General features: G+C 42.4%; 19 protein-coding genes and 1 pseudogene. 4 read left to right on the plus strand and 16 right to left on the minus strand.

Going from position 1 to position 21,732, the window contains the following annotated elements:
- Positions 1-179: 179 nt before the first annotated feature.
- The 16 genes and pseudogenes from rpoB to rnpA form a co-directional block, all read right to left on the minus strand.
- Positions 180-3,752 (minus strand): DNA-directed RNA polymerase subunit beta, encoded by a 3,573-nt coding sequence (rpoB, locus tag STRDD10_RS04535; RefSeq protein WP_067193493.1) that lies wholly within the window; start codon positions 3,750-3,752, stop codon positions 180-182.
- 687 nt (positions 3,753-4,439) lie between these two features.
- A complete protein-coding gene (locus STRDD10_RS04540) occupies positions 4,440-5,096 on the minus strand; it encodes an RAD23 family protein (protein ID WP_067193495.1) in 657 nt (218 codons plus the stop codon).
- Positions 5,097-5,104: 8 nt separating this feature from the next.
- Positions 5,105-5,923, minus strand: a complete 819-nt coding sequence (gene purR, locus STRDD10_RS04545) for a pur operon repressor (RefSeq protein WP_067193497.1) — start codon at positions 5,921-5,923, stop codon at positions 5,105-5,107.
- 102 nt (positions 5,924-6,025) lie between these two features.
- Positions 6,026-6,967, minus strand: a complete 942-nt coding sequence (locus STRDD10_RS04550) for a 3'-5' exoribonuclease YhaM family protein (RefSeq protein WP_067193499.1) — start codon at positions 6,965-6,967, stop codon at positions 6,026-6,028.
- Entirely contained in the window at positions 6,957-8,213 is a 1,257-nt protein-coding gene (gene rmuC, locus STRDD10_RS04555) for a DNA recombination protein RmuC (RefSeq protein ID WP_067193501.1), read from the minus strand. Before rmuC ends, STRDD10_RS04550 begins: the two co-directional genes overlap by 11 nt.
- A 1-nt stretch (position 8,214) precedes the next feature.
- A complete protein-coding gene (locus STRDD10_RS04560) occupies positions 8,215-8,847 on the minus strand; it encodes a thiamine diphosphokinase (RefSeq protein ID WP_067193503.1) in 633 nt (210 codons plus the stop codon).
- Positions 8,840-9,499 carry a ribulose-phosphate 3-epimerase gene (gene rpe, locus STRDD10_RS04565; RefSeq protein WP_067193505.1) on the minus strand — a complete coding sequence of 220 codons (660 nt, stop codon included), beginning with the start codon at positions 9,497-9,499 and terminating at the stop codon, positions 8,840-8,842. Before rpe ends, STRDD10_RS04560 begins: the two co-directional genes overlap by 8 nt.
- A gap of 11 nt (positions 9,500-9,510) precedes the next feature.
- Complete coding sequence (rsgA, locus tag STRDD10_RS04570) at positions 9,511-10,389, minus strand: ribosome small subunit-dependent GTPase A (protein ID WP_067193507.1); 879 nt, start codon at positions 10,387-10,389, stop codon at positions 9,511-9,513.
- Positions 10,390-11,280, minus strand: coding sequence for a 16S rRNA (adenine(1518)-N(6)/adenine(1519)-N(6))-dimethyltransferase RsmA (rsmA, locus tag STRDD10_RS04575; protein ID WP_067193509.1), 891 nt, complete (start codon positions 11,278-11,280; stop codon positions 10,390-10,392). It lies immediately after the preceding gene.
- Positions 11,281-11,447: 167 nt separating this feature from the next.
- Positions 11,448-12,014 carry a ribonuclease M5 gene (gene rnmV, locus STRDD10_RS04580; protein ID WP_067193510.1) on the minus strand — a complete coding sequence of 189 codons (567 nt, stop codon included), beginning with the start codon at positions 12,012-12,014 and terminating at the stop codon, positions 11,448-11,450.
- A gap of 3 nt (positions 12,015-12,017) precedes the next feature.
- A complete protein-coding gene (locus STRDD10_RS04585; RefSeq protein ID WP_331709904.1) occupies positions 12,018-12,806 on the minus strand; it encodes a TatD family hydrolase in 789 nt (262 codons plus the stop codon).
- 74 nt (positions 12,807-12,880) lie between these two features.
- Positions 12,881-13,015, minus strand: coding sequence for a 50S ribosomal protein L34 (rpmH, locus tag STRDD10_RS04590; protein WP_000831903.1), 135 nt, complete (start codon positions 13,013-13,015; stop codon positions 12,881-12,883).
- 158 nt (positions 13,016-13,173) lie between these two features.
- Positions 13,174-13,793 (minus strand): annotated as a pseudogene (locus STRDD10_RS04595) (HI_0552 family protein).
- Between the two features lie 45 nt (positions 13,794-13,838).
- Positions 13,839-14,858: an RNA-binding cell elongation regulator Jag/EloR gene (gene jag, locus STRDD10_RS04600; RefSeq protein ID WP_067193512.1), complete on the minus strand. Its 1,020-nt coding sequence runs from the start codon at positions 14,856-14,858 to the stop codon at positions 13,839-13,841.
- Between the two features lie 14 nt (positions 14,859-14,872).
- Positions 14,873-15,688 carry a YidC/Oxa1 family membrane protein insertase gene (locus STRDD10_RS04605; protein WP_067193514.1) on the minus strand — a complete coding sequence of 272 codons (816 nt, stop codon included), beginning with the start codon at positions 15,686-15,688 and terminating at the stop codon, positions 14,873-14,875.
- A complete protein-coding gene (rnpA, locus tag STRDD10_RS04610) occupies positions 15,663-16,031 on the minus strand; it encodes a ribonuclease P protein component (RefSeq protein WP_067193516.1) in 369 nt (122 codons plus the stop codon). Before rnpA ends, STRDD10_RS04605 begins: the two co-directional genes overlap by 26 nt.
- Positions 16,032-16,461: 430 nt before the next feature.
- On the opposite strand from rnpA, the gene gshAB reads away from it, so the two are divergent.
- From gshAB to STRDD10_RS04630, 4 genes are all read left to right on the plus strand, one after another.
- Positions 16,462-18,720 (plus strand): bifunctional glutamate--cysteine ligase GshA/glutathione synthetase GshB, encoded by a 2,259-nt coding sequence (gshAB, locus tag STRDD10_RS04615; protein ID WP_067193518.1) that lies wholly within the window; start codon positions 16,462-16,464, stop codon positions 18,718-18,720.
- A gap of 533 nt (positions 18,721-19,253) precedes the next feature.
- Positions 19,254-20,450 carry a ferredoxin reductase family protein gene (locus STRDD10_RS04620; RefSeq protein ID WP_067193520.1) on the plus strand — a complete coding sequence of 399 codons (1,197 nt, stop codon included), beginning with the start codon at positions 19,254-19,256 and terminating at the stop codon, positions 20,448-20,450.
- Positions 20,451-20,497: 47 nt separating this feature from the next.
- Entirely contained in the window at positions 20,498-20,962 is a 465-nt protein-coding gene (locus STRDD10_RS04625; RefSeq protein WP_067193522.1) for an FMN-binding protein, read from the plus strand.
- A partial coding sequence (locus tag STRDD10_RS04630; protein ID WP_067193524.1) for an FAD:protein FMN transferase occupies positions 20,955-21,732 on the plus strand: 778 nt, incomplete at its 3' end. The genes STRDD10_RS04625 and STRDD10_RS04630, both read left to right, overlap by 8 nt.

Below are 21,732 nucleotides of genomic sequence, written 5' to 3' on the forward strand. Positions count from 1 at the left end.
GCAAGGGGCTAGAGTCTTGCTTTTAGACAACTCTATCTCCAAGCAAGACTAAGTCCCCATCTAAGTAGCTTTCCTAATTCATTCTTGAATCTAGGTTCTTCCGAACATCCAAGAACACATCACAGTAATAACTATCCAGTGAGGTAGGCTAAGCCTGCCCTCTTATCTAAAACACAGTTTTATTTCTCATCTTGTCCTTCAGCATCAAAAGCTGCTTTTGCTTCTTGAGCTGCTTTTTCACGCGCTTTTTCTAAATCATCAACATGGATGATATCATCATCTTCACCCTCGTCTAAATCACGAAGTTCAACTTCTTGGTCATCCTCGTCAAGGACACGCATGTCCAGACCTAGAGATTGCAATTCTTTTACAAGAACGCGGAAAGATTCTGGTACGCCTGGTTTTGGAATTGGTTTCCCTTTAGTGATGGCTTCATAAGCTTTCAAACGTCCGTTGACATCATCTGACTTGTAAGTCAAAATTTCTTGAAGAACGTTTGACGCACCATAAGCCTCGAGTGCCCAAACCTCCATCTCTCCAAAACGTTGTCCACCAAACTGAGCTTTTCCTCCAAGTGGCTGTTGGGTAACCATAGAGTATGGTCCAACAGAACGGGCGTGGAGTTTATCGTCAACCATGTGGTGAAGCTTGATCATGTACATGACACCTACAGAGACACGGTTGTCAAATGGCTCACCTGTACGTCCATCATAAAGGATAGTCTTGGCATCGCTATCCATGCCGGCTTCCTTGACAGTTGACCAGAGGTCTTCTGAAGTTGCCCCGTCAAAGACTGGTGTCGCGATATGGATACCTAAAGTACGAGCCGCCATACCCAGGTGAAGTTCCATAACCTGACCGATGTTCATCCGTGAAGGCACCCCAAGAGGGTTCAACATGATGTCGACTGGCGTACCGTCAGGAAGATATGGCATGTCTTCCACAGGAACGATACGGGATACAACCCCTTTATTTCCATGGCGTCCCGCCATTTTATCTCCGACCTTGATTTTCCGTTTTTGAGCGATGAAGACACGCACCAGCATATTAACACCTGATGGCAATTCATCCTTGTTTTCACGAGTAAAGATACGCACATCGTTTACGACACCATCAGCACCGTGAGGTACACGAAGAGATGTATCACGTACTTCACGTGACTTGTCACCGAAGATAGCATGGAGCAGACGTTCCTCAGCTGACAGATCTTTTTCACCTTTCGGTGTGACCTTACCTACCAAGATATCACCTTCTTTAACCTCCGCACCAATGCGGATAATTCCCATCTCATCAAGGTTTTTCAGAGCTTCTTCACCCACATTAGGGATTTCACGAGTGATTTCTTCAGGTCCAAGCTTGGTGTCGCGTGTTTCTGACTCAAACTCTTCCAAGTGAACAGAGGTATAAACGTCGTCTTTGACCAGACGTTCTGACATGATAACAGCATCCTCGAAGTTGTATCCTTCCCATGTCATGTAGGCAACGATAGGATTTTGACCAAGGGCCATTTCCCCGTTTTCCATAGAAGGACCATCAGCGATAAAATCACCTTTTTCAACCACGTCACCAACTTTTACAAGGGTGCGTTGATTGTAAGCTGTACCTGAGTTTGAACGGCGGAATTTTTGAATGCGGTAGATGTCTAGCGAACCATCTTCACGACGAACTTCAACCTTGTCGGCATCAGCGTAAGTAACCTTACCATCGTGTTGTGCGATAACCGCAGCACCTGAGTCGTGGGCTGCTTGATACTCCATACCAGTACCAACGTAAGGCGCTTTTGGATCAATCAAAGGCACGGCCTGACGTTGCATGTTGGCTCCCATGAGGGCCCGGTTGGAGTCATCGTTTTCAAGGAAAGGAATACATGCTGTCGCAACGGCAACTACCTGCTTAGGAGACACATCCACGAAGTCAACTTGATCTGATGGGAACTCTTGGTTGTTACCTTGATGACGTCCCATGACGATTGGCTCTGCAAATTTATTATCTTCTGTCAGTTTTGAGTTTGCCTGAGCAACGATGTACTCATCTTCAGAGTCAGCTGTCAACCAGACGATTTCATTGGTAACCGTACCAGTCTCACGATCAACCTTGCGGTATGGTGTTTGGATAAAACCATACTTGTTAAGGTGCCCGTATGATGACAAGTTATTGATCAAACCGATATTTGGTCCTTCAGGCGTTTCAATCGGACACATACGACCATAGTGGGTATAGTGTACGTCACGAACTTCATATCCGGCACGGTCACGTGTCAAACCACCAGGACCTAAAGCAGACAAACGACGTTTGTGAGACAACTCTGATAGCGGGTTATGTTGGTCCATAAACTGGGACAATTGAGAAGAACCAAAGAATTCTTTGATTGCCGCTGTAACTGGACGGATGTTGATGATTTGTTGTGGTGTGAGCACTTCATTGTCCTGAACAGACATCCGCTCACGAACGTTTCGTTCCATACGTGACAAACCAAGACGAACTTGGTTAGCAAGGAGTTCCCCAACGGCACGAATTCGACGGTTTCCAAGGTGATCGATATCATCCACTCGACCAAGACCTTCCGCTAGGTTCAAGAAGTAACTCATTTCTGCCAAGATATCTGCTGGAGTCACCACACGCACTTTATCATCGGGATTGGCATTACCTATAATCGTCACCACACGTTCTGGGTCAATTGGAGAAACAACCTTGAACTTTTGAAGAACCACTGGTTCTGTCAAAACAGCCGCATCATTTGGGATATAAACAATCTTGTTTAAATCACCATCCAATTGATCAGAAATCTTATCGATAACTTTACGTGTCATTTGAGTTCCTGCTTCAACTAGAATCTCACCTGTTTCAGGATCAACCAAAGGTTCCGCTATTGTTTGGTTCAGCAAACGAGTCTTGACGTTTAATTTTTTATTGATCTTGTAACGACCAACGCCAGCAAGATCGTATCGACGTGGATCAAAGAAACGAGCAATCAAGAGACTACGTGAGCTTTCCGCAGTCTTAGGCTCTCCTGGACGAAGACGTTCGTAAATTTCTTTCAAAGCCTCGTCTGTGCGTGAATCCATTGGGTTTTTGTGGATATCTTTTTCAATTGTATTTCGTACAATTTCGCTATCCCCAAAAATATCGACAATCTCATCATCACCAGAGAAACCAAGTGCACGCACAAGCGTTGTAAATGGAATCTTACGAGTACGGTCGATACGGGTATATCCAATATCCTTCGAATCACTTTCAAGTTCCAACCAAGCTCCACGGTTCGGAATAACTGTTGAATCATAGCCGACTTTTCCATTTTTATCTACTTTATCGCCAAAGTAAACACCTGGTGAGCGTACCAACTGAGAAACAATAATCCGTTCCCCTCCATTAATAATGAAGGTTCCCATCTCAGTCATAACAGGAAAATCACCGAAGAAAACTTCTTGCGTTTTTACTTCGCCTGTTTCCTTATTCACCAAACGGAAAGTCACAAAAATTGGCGCTGAGTAGCTGGCATCATGAATACGTGCTTCCTCTAAGGTATACTTTGGTTCCCGCATTTCATAGCCAACGAACTCTAAGTCCATTGTTTCTGTAAAGTTTGAAATAGGAAGTACATCCTCAAACACTTCCTTTAACCCATGGTCAAGGAAATCTTTAAAAGAATCTGTTTGGATTTCAATCAAGTTTGGTAAATCAAGAACTTCTTTGATTCTTGAAAAACTACGACGGGTACGATGTTTCCCGTATTGAACGTCATGTCCTGCCAAGTTTTGTCTCCTTTATATAATATACTAAGCTCTTTAAAATAAACGACAAAGTAGGTTTCTCTGTCCCTCTTGTTGTAGATTCATCATGTCAACCAGTTTGTTTTCAATCCTCATAAGATAAAGAAAAGCATGCTACCACAAGATTCCTACAACAGCAGACGGAGTTACCCTCTATCTTTTCATCCTAATTAGAGCAAGGTAAGTCACTAAGATATTGAGGACTAAGAAGACGATATGCGCTAAGAGAGCCTACATCTGCTTTGCAAGCTGAACCTCATCCCTTCATACCGTTATCAGTCCATTTTTAATCCTTGTATGTTTCTGATTCTTCAAGTCATTAGACAGCGTAAGCATATGCGATTAGAGAAGGGGTTTTCCCTTCTACACTCTAATATCCATTCATCGAATAACACAAGAAACTAAAACTGGATTATCTAATTTAAGGTTCTGGTTTAACACCATTTCCCTTCCATTTGTCTTCTTAAGGAATTTTCAGAAAATTTAAGTTTAGATTACAGAATTTCCATTTCCTAAAAATAGGCACAAAAAGAGCAGCTAAATCGACTTATTCAAGTTTGATTTAACTGCTGTAAGCCTTGCTCGGACAATATTTCAAACAAGACACACGACAAATATTATAACTATTATACCGTATCTGCCCAGAAAATGCAAATCATTTTCAACACTTTATTCTCTTACGTAGGTTTCTCCGGTCGCTGGATCTGTATAGACCTGATCAGCAGTATAAGTTTGTCCACTAGAATCCACATAAGTGGCTGTAGAAGAACTAGCTGGAGTTTCCACAGTAGAAGAAGACTGGCTAGGAACTGTCTGCGAACTTTCAGACTGTTGCTGACTCGTTTCTGGGACCGTAATGGATGGAGCATTATTGACAGCAGGTGGAGTTGTAACTGTTGGGTTTGAAGTAATAGACGAGCTTGTCTGACTACTTGCCTGTGACTCTTGAACAGTTGTTTCACCAGCCATAGTTTTTTCAACAGCTTCAATTCGCTCCTCAAAAGCTCTCTTATCTTCAGGAGATTTTATCTTAGCGACGGCTGTTTTCGCTGCTTCTAGTTTATCTGCATCCGGATTTTCTTCCAAATTTTTAACAGCATCTTCAGCAGCTTGCTTTATCTCTTGCTCAGTTTCTGACTGACTACTAGTCGTAACACTTGAACTTGTGCTACTTGCTTCGCGACGGACAGAGCGGTATTGACTTTGGCTTGCTGTACTGCGACTCGCAAAGAAAAGACCTGTAAAAAGAATAACTAGCGTCAAAGCAGAGGCCAAGATTTTAACCACCAGTGAGCTTTGATCAAACTTATCTAATAAATTCCTCATATCTACTCCTACTTGTCAAAGAGATTCCCGAGTTCGACATCCACATGATTTGTTTTCACATCTATGTTCGTCACTTTAAGTAGAGACTTATAGTCAAAATGTTGTTCTCTCGCTTCTTGTGCATTATCTGCAAATACCGCTACACCTGCTAATTCTGAATCAAACTCAGACAAGAGACTAATCATTCCGTTAATTGTACCTCCACCTTTAAGGAAATCATCTACAATAAGAACTCGACTCCCTGCTTTAAGACTCCTTTTTGAAAGAAACATTTTCTCGATGCGGTCACTAGAACCTGATGCATAGTTAACAGAAACAGTAGATCCTTCCGTGATTTTTAAATCACGACGGACAATGACAAAGGGAACATTCAAGACATTTGCAACAGCATTTGCAAGAGGAACTCCCTTTGTAGCTACAGTCATAACAGCATCAATTTTTTGATCACGGAAAGACTTAGCAATCACACGACCGATATTGGTCAAAATACTAGGTGTAGATAGTAAATCAGACAAGTAAATATAACCACCAGGCAAGATGCGATCACTTTCTGATAATTTTTCACATAATTCATCAGCCATTGCTCGTGATTCACGATCTGAGATGGTAGGAGTAAAGACTACCCCTCCACCAGCCCCTGTGATGGTTTCAATATTCCCGATTTCCATCTGCTCAAAGGCACGCTTAATAATCACAATATCCTCTGAAATGGATGATTTAGCAGAATCATAGCGTTGTGCAAAAACATTTAGGCTCGTTAGTTCATATGGATGGTTAATTAGGTAGTTTGAAATGACTACCATACGTTCACTACGTCGTAATTTCATTTAATCTTTCATTCCATTCTATTCATATTTATTTTTATTATATCACATTTTATTCAAAAAACGAACATTGCGAATTAAAAAATGTTCGTTTGTAATAAATTATTAATCTAAATCAGGTTTATAAAAAGAACGATTGTCCATAGCATATATACGACTGGTCATTTCTCCAACCCCGATTCGGTCGAGAGCAGATGTCATCATCATCATGCTAGCATCTAAATTATCAATCATGTGAATGATTTCTGCTTCCATAATTTTAGGTCTAACAGGGCTGCCGTATTCTAATAATCCATGATGACTCAGGATAACATGTCGAAGAACAATCACATCTTCCTTGCTATCATCAATATTAAGCTCTGTTAGAGTCTTACTAATTTCTTCATCAATTAAAGCAATATGCCCAATCAGGTTCCCTCTTATCGTATACTCAGTTTGATCTGGTCCTGACAACTCTATAACTTTGGCCAAATCATGTAACATAATTCCTGCATATAGTAAACTTTTGTTGAGCTGAGGATAAATCTGGGCAATAGCTTCTGCTAGTTGTACCATCGTAGCCGTATGATAAGCTAAGCCAGATTCAAAAGCGTGATGGTTGGTCTTTGCAGCAGGATAACGATAGAACTCTTTGTCATACTTCGCATAGAGAGCTCGTACCAGGCGTTGCCAGATTGGGTTTTCAATTTTAAAAATCATTTGAGAGAGATAGTCTCGTAAGTCCTTCACGTCAACTGGAGGCTTCTCTTTAAAATCAGCTGGATTGTGAGGCTCTCCTGACAAAGGCAATCGCAGTGTAATTTGATTAACCTGAGGAGTGTTGTTATAAACTTCGCGTCGCCCTTGCATATGGACAACCTTCCCCGCTGTAAATTCTGCAACATTATGCGCTTGGGCATCCCAGAGCTTTCCTTCAATTTCACCACTATCATCTTGAAATGTAAAGGCTAGATAATTCTTTCCTGCACGCGTTTGACGAACTTCAGCTGATTTGATGAGGTAAAAACCTTCAAACAGCTCATCTTTTTTCATTTGACTAATCTTCATATCCTACCTCATCTTCCTGAAATTGCAACAATTCAAGTGGAGCCTCTCCATCTGATAATTCAATATGGCGAAGTGTTCGCTCGATGGCATTTGTCCTTCGAGTCAACAGCTCATCAATATTACCCGAAGCATGTTGCAAATGCTTTTGGGCTTTAACCAAAATACCACTAAACTTACCAAATTCTGTTTTTACACTGGCTAAGGTCTTGCTGATATCATCTGCACTACGCTGGATGTTTAGTGTCTTAAATCCAACAGATAGGGAGTTCAGTAGTGCAGACAAGGTACTTGGACCTGCAACCACTATCTGTTCTTCTCGACGAAGCCCATCAAAAAAGGATGGATTGCGAACAATTTCCGAGTAGAGACCCTCCGTCGGCAGGAATAAAATCGCAAAATTTGTTGTCCTAGGTGGTGACAGATACTTCTGTTGTATATCCCTAGAAAATCGCTTAACACTAGCTAGTAGCGCCTTACGATGAAACTCTATTTCTTCCTTATTTCCTGCTTCGTAAGCGTCTTCTAAGCGATAGTAATCCGCCAAAGGGAACTTCGAATCAATAGGTAAATAAACATAATCCTGACCTTCTTGTCCCGGAAGTTTAATCGCATATTCAACCCGCTCGTTAGAAGAGGCAACCGTTGCAAATTCTCGTTCATATTGAGCCGGTGTCATAATATCTTCGATAATTTGACCAAGTTGCAACTCTCCTAAAATACCTCGAGTCTTCGTATTCGACAAAACCTTGTTTAGCGTTCCTACATCCCTTGCAACAGTTTGCATCTCCCCTAAACCACGATTAACAGATTCTAACTGACGAGAGACTGTTTCAAAAGAGGACTGAAGTCTGGTTTGTAAGGTTTTTTCTAGTTTTTCTTCAACTGTTTGTCGCATCTGTTCCAAACGGACTTCATTGGAAGCTTGAATTTCTTTGAGACGCTCATCTGTTTTATCCCTATTTTGCGAAAGGTTGTCTGTCATCTCTTGGCGAACCTGAGTGAGACCTTGATACAAATCCTCTCTGACAGCTTGCAGACGATCACTAATGGCAACTTCCAGATTTTTCTGAGCTATCAAATCAGCCTGTCTCGCCTGGTCAAAACGATAATCCAACTGGTCTGACAGATGATCAGCCTGGTCTTCTAAGTTACGTTTCAACTGGTCATCTCGCTTCCCTTGACCCTGAAATAGTAAATAAAGACCCACTAGATTAAGTAACAACAAGATTACAATGATGACGTCCATACTAACTCCTATCCCTGCTGTATATAACCACCACATAGCCAAGTGGACAGAACACTTCAACAGGTTGACCATCAAATTCATTGGAAGCATAGACTTTCTTAAAGAAAAAATTTTCTTCATTCAGTTCATACTTGGCTCCCTTAATCGTCAATTGACAATCTTGAACAGGCAGAAAGGCTAGGTAATGATAACCTGATTTTTCCTCTAGACGACTAGATCCTTGCGGACAATAACAAAGCAGGTTTTGCTGGTCCTGTAGCTGAATTTGTTGCATATAAGGAGCAAGTTGCGTATTACTAGGCAAAAAAACATTTGCCAATCCGTGATCCAATCGCCCCCCAAAAGCACCAAAAATAACGATATCCGCTTTAGGATGTTCTTTTAAAACCGTTAAAAGGGCTAATTCCAAGTCTGTATCATCTTTTTCAGGACAGGCTGTCACCAGTTTGACTGCTTTTTGCTGGATCCAGTCAAACTCTTTTTGCGTCACAGAGTCAAAGTCCCCAACAGCGTAGTCAAGGGGTAGCCCTTTCTCTAACAGCCATAAAGCGCCTCTATCAACTCCGACCATCCAATCAACATCTGTATGGTAATAACTCAAATCACCACCTGCAAATACCCCTATCTTAGTCATGAAGTTTTTCGCGAAGAAGCTGAATTCGCTCAGCTACATCCCCTTTAAAGACATAGGAACCCGCAACAAAGATGGTAGCACCTGCTTCCTTTGCAACAGCAATTGTATGATCATCAATACCACCATCTACTTCGATATCAAAATCTAGCTGATTTTGTTTTTGAAGGTTTACCAATTCTCTTACTTTATCCATGGTTTCTGGTAGAAAAGCCTGTCCTCCAAAACCAGGATTTACTGTCATAACCAAGACCTGGTCAACCAAATGCAACACTGGTTTAATGCTTTCAATAGAGGTACCTGGATTTAATACCACTGCAGGTTTGACACCTGTAGCACGGATTTTTTGTAAAGCACCGTGAATATGAGGCGTTGCCTCCACATGGATACTGATAATATCGGCTCCTGCTCTGGCAAACTCTTCGATATGTTGCTCTGGGTTAGACACCATAAGATGGCAGTCAAAGACCAACTTACTATGGGGACGAAGGGCAGCAACTACACCCGCACCAAAGCTAATATTAGGGACAAAGTGCCCATCCATAATATCAATATGAGCGTAGTCTGCTCCTGCTTCTTCTAAGCGTTTGATTTCTCGTTCAAAGTTGGCATAGTCTGAAGCGAGAATAGATGGAGCGATTTTGTAATGTGACATACGAAACTCCTTTATTTCGGTATTTTTTTAGCTGTTTTTTTATAGGTTTCACGACGATTCTCAATTTCACTGAGAAATTGCAAATAATTATCAAAGCGAAAACGGGCTATTTGACCAGCTTCAACAGCTGGCTTCACAGCGCAGGCTGGTTCATGCGTATGGGTACAGCTACGAAACTTGCAAGCTTGACTTTCTTCCTTTATTTCAGGAAAAGCATAATTGAGTTCTTCAGCTGTGGACACTTCATAGTCCAAAGATGAAAAACCAGGTGTATCTGCTATTTTTCCACCATTAAGATTGTAAAAACTAACAGCACGTGTTGTATGGCGTCCTCGCCCTAGGCTATCTGATATCTCCCCTGTTTCAAGCTGTAAGTCCGGAGCAATCGTGTTGAGAAGAGTCGATTTCCCTACACCGGTTTGCCCCATAAAAACCGTGATTTTACCAGTCAACAATGGCAAAAGCGCCTCTTTACTGGTCACAAAATCATATCCTATTTCCCTATAAACTTCCTGAAACTGGTTCAATTCAGAGTCAGTTTTTAACAAATCCATCTTTGAAATATAAATAATCGGGTGAATCCTCTTGTACTCTAATAGAACTAGAAAGCGATCAAGCAAATTGCTATTAAAGTCTGGTTCTTTAGCTGACACAATGACCACCGCCTGATCAATGTTAACAATCGGCGGCCGAACTAAGCTATTTCTTCGTGGTTCAATACTAAGAATATAGCCCTCTGAGTTTTCCTCAGCTGTAAAGTCAACCTCATCCCCCACATAAGGCGTCTGCCCTTTCTTACGAAAATTCCCACGGGCACGCGTCTGGTAAACTTTTCCATCACTTTCGACATAGTAAAAACCTGCTAACGCCTTGATAATTCTTCCTTGCAACTATATTCCTCTCCTAGTTCCTAACCCTTGTTCCTGTAAAGCATCTGCCAGTCTCGCAAAATCGACTAAATCCAAAGCCTCGCCTCGGACACTGGGTGCAAGGTTTGATGAGTTCAAAGCAGCTGTCAACTGCTCCCTTACTTCCTCCCCCTTACCAAAATAACCTATTAGATTATTCCAAAGCGTTTTCCGACGATGAGTAAAACTGGCTTTCGCTACCTTAAAGAAGAATAACTCATCCTTTACTGTCACCGCTGGTTCAGGGCGTCGCACCATTTTAAGAATGGCAGAATCTACATTTGGCGCTGGTACAAAGACTGTCCGTGGTACGACAAAAGCAACCTTGGCAGTCATGTAATACTGAACAGCAATGGATAAACTTCCATAAGCTTTGGTATTCGGTTGAGCTGATATCCGATCTGCTACCTCTTTTTGCATCATGACTACAAACTCGCTAAAAGGAATCCTACTTTCAATCAAATGCATAAGAATGGGGGTCGTGATATAGTAGGGCAAATTAGCCACCACTTTAATAGGCAAATCAGGATTTTTAAAATTCTGTATATGTCGTGCCAAGTCAACCTTGAGAATATCCTCGTTAACAACTGTCACATTATCAAAATCACGCAAGGTATCTGCTAAAATCGGTACCAAACGATTATCAATCTCAAATGCCATAACTTCTGCTGCGTTTTCCGCTAAAAACTCGGTTAAGGCTCCGATACCAGGCCCGATTTCAATAACATTAACATCTTTGTCAATTTCAGCTGTATCGACAATCTTTTGTAAAATATTCGTATCTGTCAAAAAGTTCTGCCCAAAGGACTTTTTAAAAGTGAACCCATGACGCTCTAAAATAGCGCGCGTCACGCTGTAATCTGCAATCCGCATGTATTCTCTTTTCTAACTGTACTGCTTTTATTTTAACATAATTCCTTACATTTTACCTAAAAATTTATAAGTAAAAATATTGACTTTGTCTCCCTCGTACGAGACACCCCTTCTTGATTCCTCTCTATTCCGATGCATTTCTATTGAAAGATTTCTTTCACTTTTCATCAATTACCTTGATACTCTTTCATCGCCTTTTCCAACTCGTGCAAGGTTATTCCAAAAAGTTCCAAGCGTTTAAGGAGCTGCTTACCATTAGAATATCCGATACGAAGAGTCTCCCCTAAAAACTCCCGCCGTTTGCGGCTATCTTTCCCTGCTAAAAAACCGAAACGAATCAAATCACTTCTGCTAATGTCACAATATTTTTCTCGTTTCTCATTTTTTGTAACCTGTGCCAAGGCAGTTTTCAAATCTTCATAGCTAGCATGTTCAACACCTAAAGAGCGACCTCTACTCTTAGACTTGGGTCTTGCCTCATCCCTTCTCAAAAAAGCATGCTGTACGCTAGGGATAGCTGTTGTGATTAACCGCCTGATCCGTTCGCCATTGTAGTCTGGATCCGTAAAAACAATCACTCCATGCAGTTCATGAAGTCGAGCAATCCGTTTCATATCTCTATCATCGATAGCCGATCCCCTGGTTTCATAGGTTTCAACTTCAAAATATCGCCTAAGATTAGCCGTATCGTCCCGTCCTTCCACAACAATGACTTGCGAAATTCTTTTTCTCATTTTTTAATCCCTCAAACCGAAAAGACGTTGGGCATTCTCATAAGTCGCTACTGCTACTTCCTCAACTTCTAAGTCACGGAGTTCCGCTATCTTTTCAACTACATAACGTGTGTAGGCCGTCTTGTTTTCCCGACCACGCTTAGGAACTGGAGCTAGATAAGGAGCATCTGTCTCGACTAAAATCTTATCCAGTGGCAACTTCGTCGCAGCTTCTTGGATATCCAATGCTTTTTTAAAGGTTACCACCCCTGAAAAAGAAATCATCATCCCTAAATCTAGGAACTTTTCTGCCATTTCTAATGTTCCTGAGTAGGAATGCATAATGCCTCCACGAGATCCTACACCCTCGCTTTTGATAATAGCGTAAGTATCCTCTAAAGCCTCCCGTGTATGCACCACAAAAGGTAAGTTACAGTTTTTTGACAGTTGAATTTGACGACGAAAAGCGTCCTCTTGTACTTCCTTCGAAGCAGTCATCCAGTGATAATCTAGTCCAATCTCCCCCAGAGCCACTACCTTAGGATGCTTAAGTTTCTCTAACAAATAGTTCTCCACATCATCCGTATAAGTCCCAGCTTCTGTAGGGTGCCATCCAACTGTTGCAAAGAGTTGGTCGTAGTTCTCCACCAGTTCCAAGGCACGCTCGATGGTTGGTGTGTCAAAACCTACGATGTTCATACGAGTCACGCCCATCTCCGTTGCCAAGGCCAACTCTTCCTGCTCACGACCCGCAAATTCTTCCACATTCAGATGTGTATGTGTGTCAAAAATGTTCACTTTCAATCCTCCCATTTCTTTTCTCCATTATACCAAAAGGCAAGCAAAAAACCAGTAGTCTCGAGTCTCTACTGGTTTTTAATCGTCTATTATGCAGACAAGACTTTACGTCCTTTACGGCGACGGCTAGCAAGCACGCGACGGCCGTTTTTAGTTGACATACGGTGACGGAATCCATGTTTACGTTGACGACGGATTTTACTTGGTTGATAAGTACGTTTCACGTTGAATACCTCCTGATAGATTTGTGTATTCGTTTAGCCGGCTATTTTTGATCAGTTACTAAACATACTTTACTATTCTATCGGATTATTTTCCATTTGTCAAGCCTCTATCTTCTTTTTTACAAAATCAAGCTTGTTACTATATTCTGCTGTTTCGGCTACCTGGTGGCATCATAATACGGAATCAAACTTTCTAAAGCTACTTGCATGTGGTGTAAAACGTGTGAATGAGATGTTGCTTGAGACAGATTGACATCCTTCTTCACTAACACTTTACGGACTGCTCCATTAGCTACCTTATCACATAACAAGATGCGATTTTCCTCAGTTCCTCTAAAGATCTGGCTTACTCCATCTATCTGCGCCAAATAATAAACAGAATCTGTCACAGGAACTTGAAGAACACGATTTTGTTTTAAGAGACTGGTTTCATCTTTTTTCGTTCAATGAAACTAACCTCAAGAGAAATCCCAAAATCCTGTGCTGTCCCATACAAGCGTAAAGCAAACATAGGTTCCGTTAAGTCTCCATATCCCTGTAAATACACCCAGAAGTGCGGGCGCAAAATCTGTGCTTGGTTCATCCAATTGCTCACCCTTTGCAACTGAAGTCTAGGATAAAAAGCTTGAAAATCTTTTGCCAGGTTTGTAAATTCTGCCCTTGCAGCCTGCCCTGTTTCTTTGTAAGAAACCATCACATCTCCTAAATCTCCAGCTTTTTGGGGAGCTAGATACTTCCTTCCTTGCAAGTCTATAAATCCCTGAATAGCAGCGTACATATCGACTCCTTCATTTTAAAAAAGTCAGAAGTTTTCTCCTGACTCTTATCCTTCAATATCCACAACGACATATCTGTTGGGCTCGTCACCCTCAGAATAGCTGGTCACACCCTCGATACGAGAAATAATGCGATGGATAATTTTTCGTTCACTGTTAGACATCGGGTCTGTATGTTGACGCTGTCCGAACTCTAAAACTCGATCTGCTAATTTCTGAGCATAACTTTGCAAAACTTCTGCACGATGCTCTACATAATCATTGACATTGATTGAAATGTAGAAGTTTTTTTCATAACGGTTATACAGATAGTTTTGAGCTAGAAGCTGAAGAGATTTGAGGACTTTACCGTGATAGCCGATAATCCGCCCAGGTTCATTCGTATCGATTTGCATATTAATCGTACGACGATTATAACTACTTGATATATCCGCATCAACGTCCATCTCATTCACAATCTTTTGAACATAATCCGTCACCTGCTCAACGACTTCATCAATATCATAACTTGGTTCAAGAGAAATCCCTAAATCATCAAAGTCTCCTGTCTCATCTTGGTTCAACACAGCTTCTGCCACATCAACATCTGAGATAGAATCCTCCTTCAATTTCTGTGCTTCTCGGCGTGCAGAAAGATCGATGATTCCTGTATTTCCAGATAATAACTCTTTTTCCCCTTGCTCTTCTAGTACCGTCTCTACATGTTTTTCATTCTTAAGAATTTCAGACTTGATTTCCTCTGAGATTTCTTGCCCTTTTTCCTCAGCCTTCTTAATAGCTGTAACCACTTTACCTAAATCAACCGTTTCTTGACTCACGGTCTTAACAGGTTCATTTTTTTCATTAATTGTTTTAGGTACACCACGTACAGCTTGCTGATCAGCTTTTGAAACCGTTGTTTCACTAATGGGTTCTACATCAACTTGAGCTGGTTTTTTGCCAAATCCCAAAAAGCCATTTTTCTCACGAGCCAATACTCGAATATGGGCCTTCATACGGGGTAGATCCAACTCATTTAGACCTTTTTGAATTGCTTCTTCTACGCTTGCTCCTGTAAATACTACCATAAAGCAAGACCTCCTTATTTTCTCTTTTTCTGTGCTTTTCGAAGTGCACGCTTTTTCCTAGCTTCTTTTTCTTTGATAGCTGTAGCTTCTGCTTCTCGTTCTGCAATGATTTTAAACGGATTGTTCAACACCAAGGTTTGCAAAGTCTGATAAGCATTTGAAACGGTCCAGTAAAGGGCTACTCCACTTGCCATTCCAAATGAAAAGAAGGCAATCATTAGAGGCATGAGGTAGAGCATTGCAGTGGTAGCTCCGTTCTTCTCTGCTAGAGACTTATTACTCAACCAAGTGCTGAGGAAGGTGAAACCTGCCGCTAAAATCGGTAAGATAAAGTAGGGATCCGGTTCTGCGATATTGAGCCAAAGGAAGTGTCCGACTTTCAAAAACTCCACACGTGTCAAGGCTTGAAAAAGGGCAAGTAATACAGGAAGCTGGATGAAAAGAGGAAGAAAACTAACATAAGGATTAACTCCCAACTCCTTATAGAGTTGTTGCGTTTCCTGAGCCAGTAAATTACGACTTTCCATGTCTTTTCCTGGATATTTTTCCTGCAAGCGACGCAGATGGGGTTGCGCTTCTTGCAATTTTCTAGATGATGTCATCTGAAATTGAAAAACTGGTAATAAAACCGTCCGAATAAGGATTGTAAAGAGAACAATTCCTACACCGACATTTCCATTAAACGACAAGAAACGGATCATCTCTGCAAACAGATAAACAAAACGTTCCCAAAGACTACTAGAATTTGCATCTACCGTCCCTGTCCCACAAGCTGTAAGGACAAGAAGGCTAACTGCTCCTAAACTAGCTAATTGAACTTTCTTTTTCACTGTGAATACCTTCCTGATATAGATTTGCAAGTTTTAAAACATGGAGGAGATTTTTTTCCACTTCCTGATAATCAAGCTCCTCAACACCCTTTCTTGCAATCACGACAAAATCCTCAGACTGCAAGTGCCAACTGTGTCTGATAAGAACATGGCGAATCTTTCGCTTGATGCTATTGCGTGTAACAGCATTTCCTAGCTTCTTGCTAACCGATAAGCCAACACGAAAATGGGGCATTTCTCTATCCAGATGATAAATGACAAACTTCCGATTGGCCACACTCGCTCCATTTTTAAATAATGCATTAAAATCAATCTTACTCTTGACACGATAGCTTTTCTTCAAAACATCACTCCATCTATCAAAATTAGTACTATTATACCATAATTTCTTAAAAAGCCAATATGGCAAAGTTTTTGGGCACTTCATGTGTCAATTTTTTTAAAAAAGCTCTCAAAAAATTGAACTCTCTAACAATTGATTTCATAAAATAAATAATCTCCACCTGTTTTCCCTCACGAGAAAATAAAGGAGCATACTACAACAATCAGCTTCTTGAAAAAAGGTTGTCAAACAGAGATATTTCTTATTCTTTTTAAGCCCTCCCGTAACAAAATAGAAGGTTAAACCAAATTTCTAGAGGGGGCAACAGTCATTCCCCGCCTTTAAACTGTGTTTATTTTTCAAAAAGTTCGGGAAAACGTAGCGAAAATTTGAATTCTCTGCTTATTTATAATAAACTGTATCTATTCTACCAACAAATACAGGTGAGTTTATGAAAATGAATCAACTTCTTCAACAACTAGATGCAGCGAGCCCTGTTCTGCAGGCAAATTTTGGTATTGAGCGAGAGAGCTTGCGCGTGGACCTAGAGGGGCGCGTGACCCAAACGCCTCATCCAGAGGTCTGTGGAGCTCGCTCCTACCATCCTTATATCCAGACGGATTTTAGTGAATTTCAGCTCGAATTGATCACCCCTGTTGCCAAATCAACCCAGGAAGCCAGACGTCTCTTGGGGGCTATTACAGATGTTGCCGGACGCTCTATCAATAGAAAGGAGCGCATGTGGCCCTTATCCATGCCCCCTCACATCACAGAAGCTGACATTCAAATTGCCCAATTAGAGGACGACTTTGAACGCCACTACCGCTCCTATCTGGCTGACAAATACGGCACCAAGCTCCAAGCCATCTCTGGGATCCACTACAATATCGAGCTGGGAGCGGATCTGGTTCAGGCACTCTATCAGGTGAGTGACTATAGAGACAAAAAATCCTTTAAAAACGACCTCTATCTCAAGCTCGCCCAAAACTTCCTACGCTACCGCTGGCTCTTGACCTATCTCTATGGAGCCGCTCCTCTAGCAGAGGAAGGATTTTACAAGGAAGCGCCTCAAGGGCCTGTTCGATCCTATCGTAATAGCGACTACGGCTATGTGAATAAACCCAACATTCAAGTTTCTTACGCCAATCTTGAAGCCTATATCACAGACATTGAGCGCTATGTCAAAGAAGGGGAACTCCTGGCGGAGAAAGAATTCTACTCTGCTGTGCGTTTTCGTGGCCAAAAACCCAATCGTCAGTTTTTAGATCAGGGCATTACTTATCTAGAACTGCGCTGTTTTGATCTTAATCCTTTTGAAGTGACTGGCATTGACCAAGCCACCATGGATACCGTCCATCTCCTGCTCCTAGCCCTTGTCTGGATGGATCAGGCAGACAAGGAAGAAATTGATGGACTCCTCCAAGAAGCTCACGAACTCAATAATCAAGTTGCCCTAGCACATCCCCTAGATCCTCTACCTAATAAGGCAGATGCAGCGCCTGTTTTGGCAGCCATGGAAGCCGTGATTGCCCACTTTGGACTTGGACGCTCCTACCAAGACTTGCTAGAAAATCTCCGTCTAACCCTTACAGATCCTCACCGAACCCTTTCAGGGCAGTTACTCCCTCACATCGAGAACCACTCTCTGGCCAACTTTGGTCGAGAAAAAGCAACCGAATACCAGAATTATGCTTGGACCGCTCCTTATGCTCTGAAAGGCTATGAAAATATGGAACTCTCCACCCAGATGCTGCTCTTTGATGTCATCCAACAAGGAGTTCACTTTGAGATCCTAGATGAGGAAGACCAGTTCTTAAAACTCTGGCACGACCAGCATGTCGAATATGTCAAAAACGGCAACATGACCTCTAAAGACAACTATGTCATCCCTCTTGCCATGGCCAATAAAACTGTAACCAAGAAAATCCTCCAAGCTGCCCACTTCCCCGTCCCTGCTGGAGAGGAATTTACTAGTCTAGAAGCTGGTCTCGCCTACTACCCTTTTATCAAGGACAAACAAATCGTTGTTAAGCCCAAATCAACCAACTTTGGACTGGGCATTTCTATCTTTCAAGAACCAGCCAGTCTGGAATCCTATCAAAAGGCTCTGGAAATCGCCTTTGCTGAAGACAGTGCTGTATTAGTAGAAGAATTCATCGCAGGAACCGAGTACCGCTTCTTTGTCCTAGATGGCGTCTGTGAAGCTGTTTTGCTCCGGGTAGCAGCCAATATCGTCGGGGATGGCATCCACACCGTCAGAGAGCTCGTCGCCCTCAAAAACGACAATCCGTTACGGGGTCGCGACCACCGCTCTCCCCTTGAAATCATTCAACTGGGAGACATTGAACGACTCATGCTCAGTCAACAAGGCTACGGACCGGATGATATCCTACCAGCAGGGGTACAAGTCAATCTCAGACGCAACTCCAACATCTCAACTGGAGGCGACTCGATTGATGTAACCGAGACCATGCATCCTTCCTACAAGGAACTGGCTGCCCAGATGGCGAAAGCTATGGGAGCTTGGGCCTGCGGAGTGGATCTCATCATCCCAGATAATACGATACCATCTCGTCCAGATGCCCCTAACTGCACCTGTATCGAGCTGAACTTTAATCCTTCTATGTATATGCATACCTATTGCGCCCAAGGCCCTGGTCAAGCCCTGACTCCCAAAATCTTGGCAAAACTCTTTCCTGAAATCGGGTAAAGATATAGAAAATCGTAGCACTGATGGTGACTACGATTTTTTTGAGTTGGATAGTATTCTCAAGTGTTCTTCTGCTCATCACCCACATCGATTGAGTCACATGACAGTCCTTTCTTCCTTTGGACTCATTATTAGTCCACTGGATAATCTCCCTAACATCCAGGTATGGTCATACGCTTTTCGGTATTAACTGACTCTTACCAAACACCATACACTTCCAAATAATTCCTTATACTAGACAAGTATTGGTGCTCTTACATTTTGCGAATCTTTTTCAAAAGTTCACTCTACCTATGCTATTTGCTTTAGACTGCTCACTTTATGATTAGTCAGATTGGTACAAACTGACAAGTAAAATAGCCACAGCCTGATATGGTTACAGTCAGCTACAGATTGGCTAGAGAAAAGAACATTTCGTCCTGTCCTCTATTTCTTTTTGGTTTCTTTTCTCAATGATAAGCAGTTAACTTGCTCCAACCCAACTTCTATGGTAAAATTACTCCTTATAAACTACTAACTAGTAAGGAATAACTATGAAAAAACAACTTCCAGGGATAGCTTTGATTCTGATCAGCATCCTCATCACAGCATTTGCATGGGCGTCTAACGCTGCCACCAGTCCCTATACAGGAGCGGGCATTGCCCTTACAACTCTTTCTTTGACTTTTATGTTGGCGACACGCTCGCGCATCCTTGAAAAATGGTTCCACGGAATTGAAAGTATGTATTTCTTCCACAAGGTTCTCGCTATCTTTTCCATCGTCTTTCTGATTTTGCACCAGTACATGATGGGGATTTCGGGTGCTAGCACAGCTGGCATCATCGGGGAAGTATCAATCCTCCTCTTTCTGTCTATTATCGGGATTGCTTACCTTGGACACAAGATTAAGTACGAGATTTGGCGGATCGTTCACCGCTTGGTTTATGTTGCCTATATTTTGGGTCTAGTCCATGCTTACATTCTTAGTCCTGTTAGTCTCTTTAGTTTCAGTCTCCTGTCCTTGGTCGTCAATGTCTTTGCAATTCTAGGAATTTGGTCTGGCTTTTATATGATTTTCCTTTACCAAGAGTTTGGTTTTAGCTACTACGGTCGGGTAGCAGGGATTCGCCACCTCAATCATGACACGACGGAAATGAAACTCCACTTAAACAAGGAGTTTGACTACCAGTTTGGACAGTTTGCCTTCATTAAAATATTGGAAAAAGGTTTTGAAAAAGCTCCCCATCCGTTTTCCATTTCTGGTGGACGGGGCAAGACCCTCTACTTCACGATTAAGGGTTCTGGAGACTACACAGGGCAAATCTACCGTGAGCTTCAAGTTGGTGCCAGAGTCAAGGTGGACCGGGCTTACGGTCATATGATTTTAGAAGAAGGCCGCGACAAACAAGTTTGGATTGCTGGAGGGATTGGTATTACACCTTTTATCTCCTACCTACGTGAAAATCCTAATTTGGATAAGCAGGTGGATTTCTTCTATGCTTATACAGGAGCTGAAAATGCTGTGTATCTGGAGGAACTCCGGGCCTACGCTGAGAAAAATCCCAAACTCCATCTGACTCTTACAGACAGCAATGTAGATGGCTACCTCAACTTTGATAACTATGACCTGACGGATGACACCACCGTTTTCATGTGTGGTCCACTTGTCATGATGAACAATTTTGCCAAAACCTTTGAGGAAAAAAATCCTAAAGCTGAGCTGGTATATGAAGGCTTTAGCTTTAGATAAAACGAAAGGAATCAAGCAAAGGGCTTGCTCCCTTTGACCACAAATTTATGAAAAAAAATACCCAAAACCTTATCCTTGGTGGGGCTGCCTTAACAGCAGTCGCCGCAAATGCTGTTCTCCTTTTGACCAATAACCTCGGGAAAAGTGGGAACGCAACAAATGCAAGCATTTCAGCTTCCACATCATCTTCAGGCACTACATCTAGCACCAGCGCAAGCAGCAATGCTAGTCTGACAGACGGCACCTTTACTGGGACAGTCACGTCGACCAATCGAGGCGATTACCAGGTACAAATTACAGTTGCTAGTGGCCAAATCACAGCGATCGATGTATTGGAATTTCCAAACGAGAATGCTCGCTCGCAGCAAATCAATGCAGATGCGCTGCCAGTTTACACGCAAGAAGCCTTGGCCAATCAATCGTCTACTGTCCAGCTAGTTTCAGGTGCAACTGAAGCCTTCAACGGCTTTACAGGCTCCCTGCAAGATGCTATCAATCAAGCCAATGCCTAAGCTAGAACTGGTCACTCAAACCCTGCAGGCCATGACCTTGCCCTTTACCATTAGCCTGATGGCAAAGGATCGGGCTTTTGCTGAGAATAAGATCGCAGAGCTCATCCCCCATGTTCAGACTGAACTGGAGCGCTTAGAAGAGAAATTTTCAGCCTTCCGTCAGACCTCCTTGGTTTCCCGTTTTCAAGCAGGGGACCAAAGGCCCATCTTTGATGCCGAATTTCAGGAAGTCTATGCCCAGGTTATCGCCCTCAAAAAACGCAGTCAGGGCTATTTTGACCCCTATTTTCAGGGAGGTTACAATCCAACTGGCTTTGTCAAAGGCTGGCTGGTTGAAAAACTTTTTAAACAATGGCTACAACCTATGCTCAGCTACCCAGAGATTGTCGCTGTAGCCTTTAACGGTGGTGGGGATATGCAGGTAAAGGTCAGAGAAAATGAAGACTTTACTTGGCAAATTGGCATCGAAAATCCGGATAATCTGCAGGAGTTTTTGGCCATTTATCCTCTCAAGGAGGGCGCCCTTGCCACTTCTGGACTGGCCAAGCGGGGTCACCACCTAGAAGTGAGGGGTGAAAAAGACCTACTCCAAGTCACCGTCCTCTCAGATAGTCTGGCCTGGGCTGACAGCTGGGCCACAGCCCTTTTTTCTGCAGGACAAGAGCAAGCTGCCCAACTCATCCATCAAGAAAAGCTCACCGCCCTTCTGGTTACCAAGGACCAGCTGATTGCTTACCAAAATGGGCACCATCTGGAAAACAAGCAAGGGT

It is taken from the genome of Streptococcus sp. DD10, assembly GCF_001578805.1.
GTDB lineage: Bacteria > Bacillota > Bacilli > Lactobacillales > Streptococcaceae > Streptococcus.

Excerpts from the sequence above, each read along its gene's own strand:
- rpe (WP_067193505.1), bottom strand. The coding sequence starts at position 9,499 with ATGTCACATTACAAAATCGCTCCATCTATTCTCGCTTCAGACTATGCC.
- jag (WP_067193512.1), bottom strand. The coding sequence starts at position 14,858 with ATGGTAGTATTTACAGGAGCAAGCGTAGAAGAAGCAATTCAAAAAGGT.
- rmuC (WP_067193501.1), bottom strand. The coding sequence starts at position 8,213 with ATGGACGTCATCATTGTAATCTTGTTGTTACTTAATCTAGTGGGTCTT.
- purR (WP_067193497.1), bottom strand. The coding sequence starts at position 5,923 with ATGAAATTACGACGTAGTGAACGTATGGTAGTCATTTCAAACTACCTA.
- rsmA (WP_067193509.1), bottom strand. The coding sequence starts at position 11,280 with ATGCGGATTGCAGATTACAGCGTGACGCGCGCTATTTTAGAGCGTCAT.
- STRDD10_RS04540 (WP_067193495.1), bottom strand. The coding sequence starts at position 5,096 with ATGAGGAATTTATTAGATAAGTTTGATCAAAGCTCACTGGTGGTTAAA.
- STRDD10_RS04560 (WP_067193503.1), bottom strand. The coding sequence starts at position 8,847 with ATGACTAAGATAGGGGTATTTGCAGGTGGTGATTTGAGTTATTACCAT.
- STRDD10_RS04550 (WP_067193499.1), bottom strand. The coding sequence starts at position 6,967 with ATGAAGATTAGTCAAATGAAAAAAGATGAGCTGTTTGAAGGTTTTTAC.
- STRDD10_RS04625 (WP_067193522.1), top strand. The coding sequence starts at position 20,498 with ATGAAAAAAAATACCCAAAACCTTATCCTTGGTGGGGCTGCCTTAACA.
- STRDD10_RS04585 (WP_331709904.1), bottom strand. The coding sequence starts at position 12,806 with ATGGGAGGATTGAAAGTGAACATTTTTGACACACATACACATCTGAAT.
- STRDD10_RS04620 (WP_067193520.1), top strand. The coding sequence starts at position 19,254 with ATGAAAAAACAACTTCCAGGGATAGCTTTGATTCTGATCAGCATCCTC.
- gshAB (WP_067193518.1), top strand. The coding sequence starts at position 16,462 with ATGAAAATGAATCAACTTCTTCAACAACTAGATGCAGCGAGCCCTGTT.
- rnmV (WP_067193510.1), bottom strand. The coding sequence starts at position 12,014 with ATGAGAAAAAGAATTTCGCAAGTCATTGTTGTGGAAGGACGGGACGAT.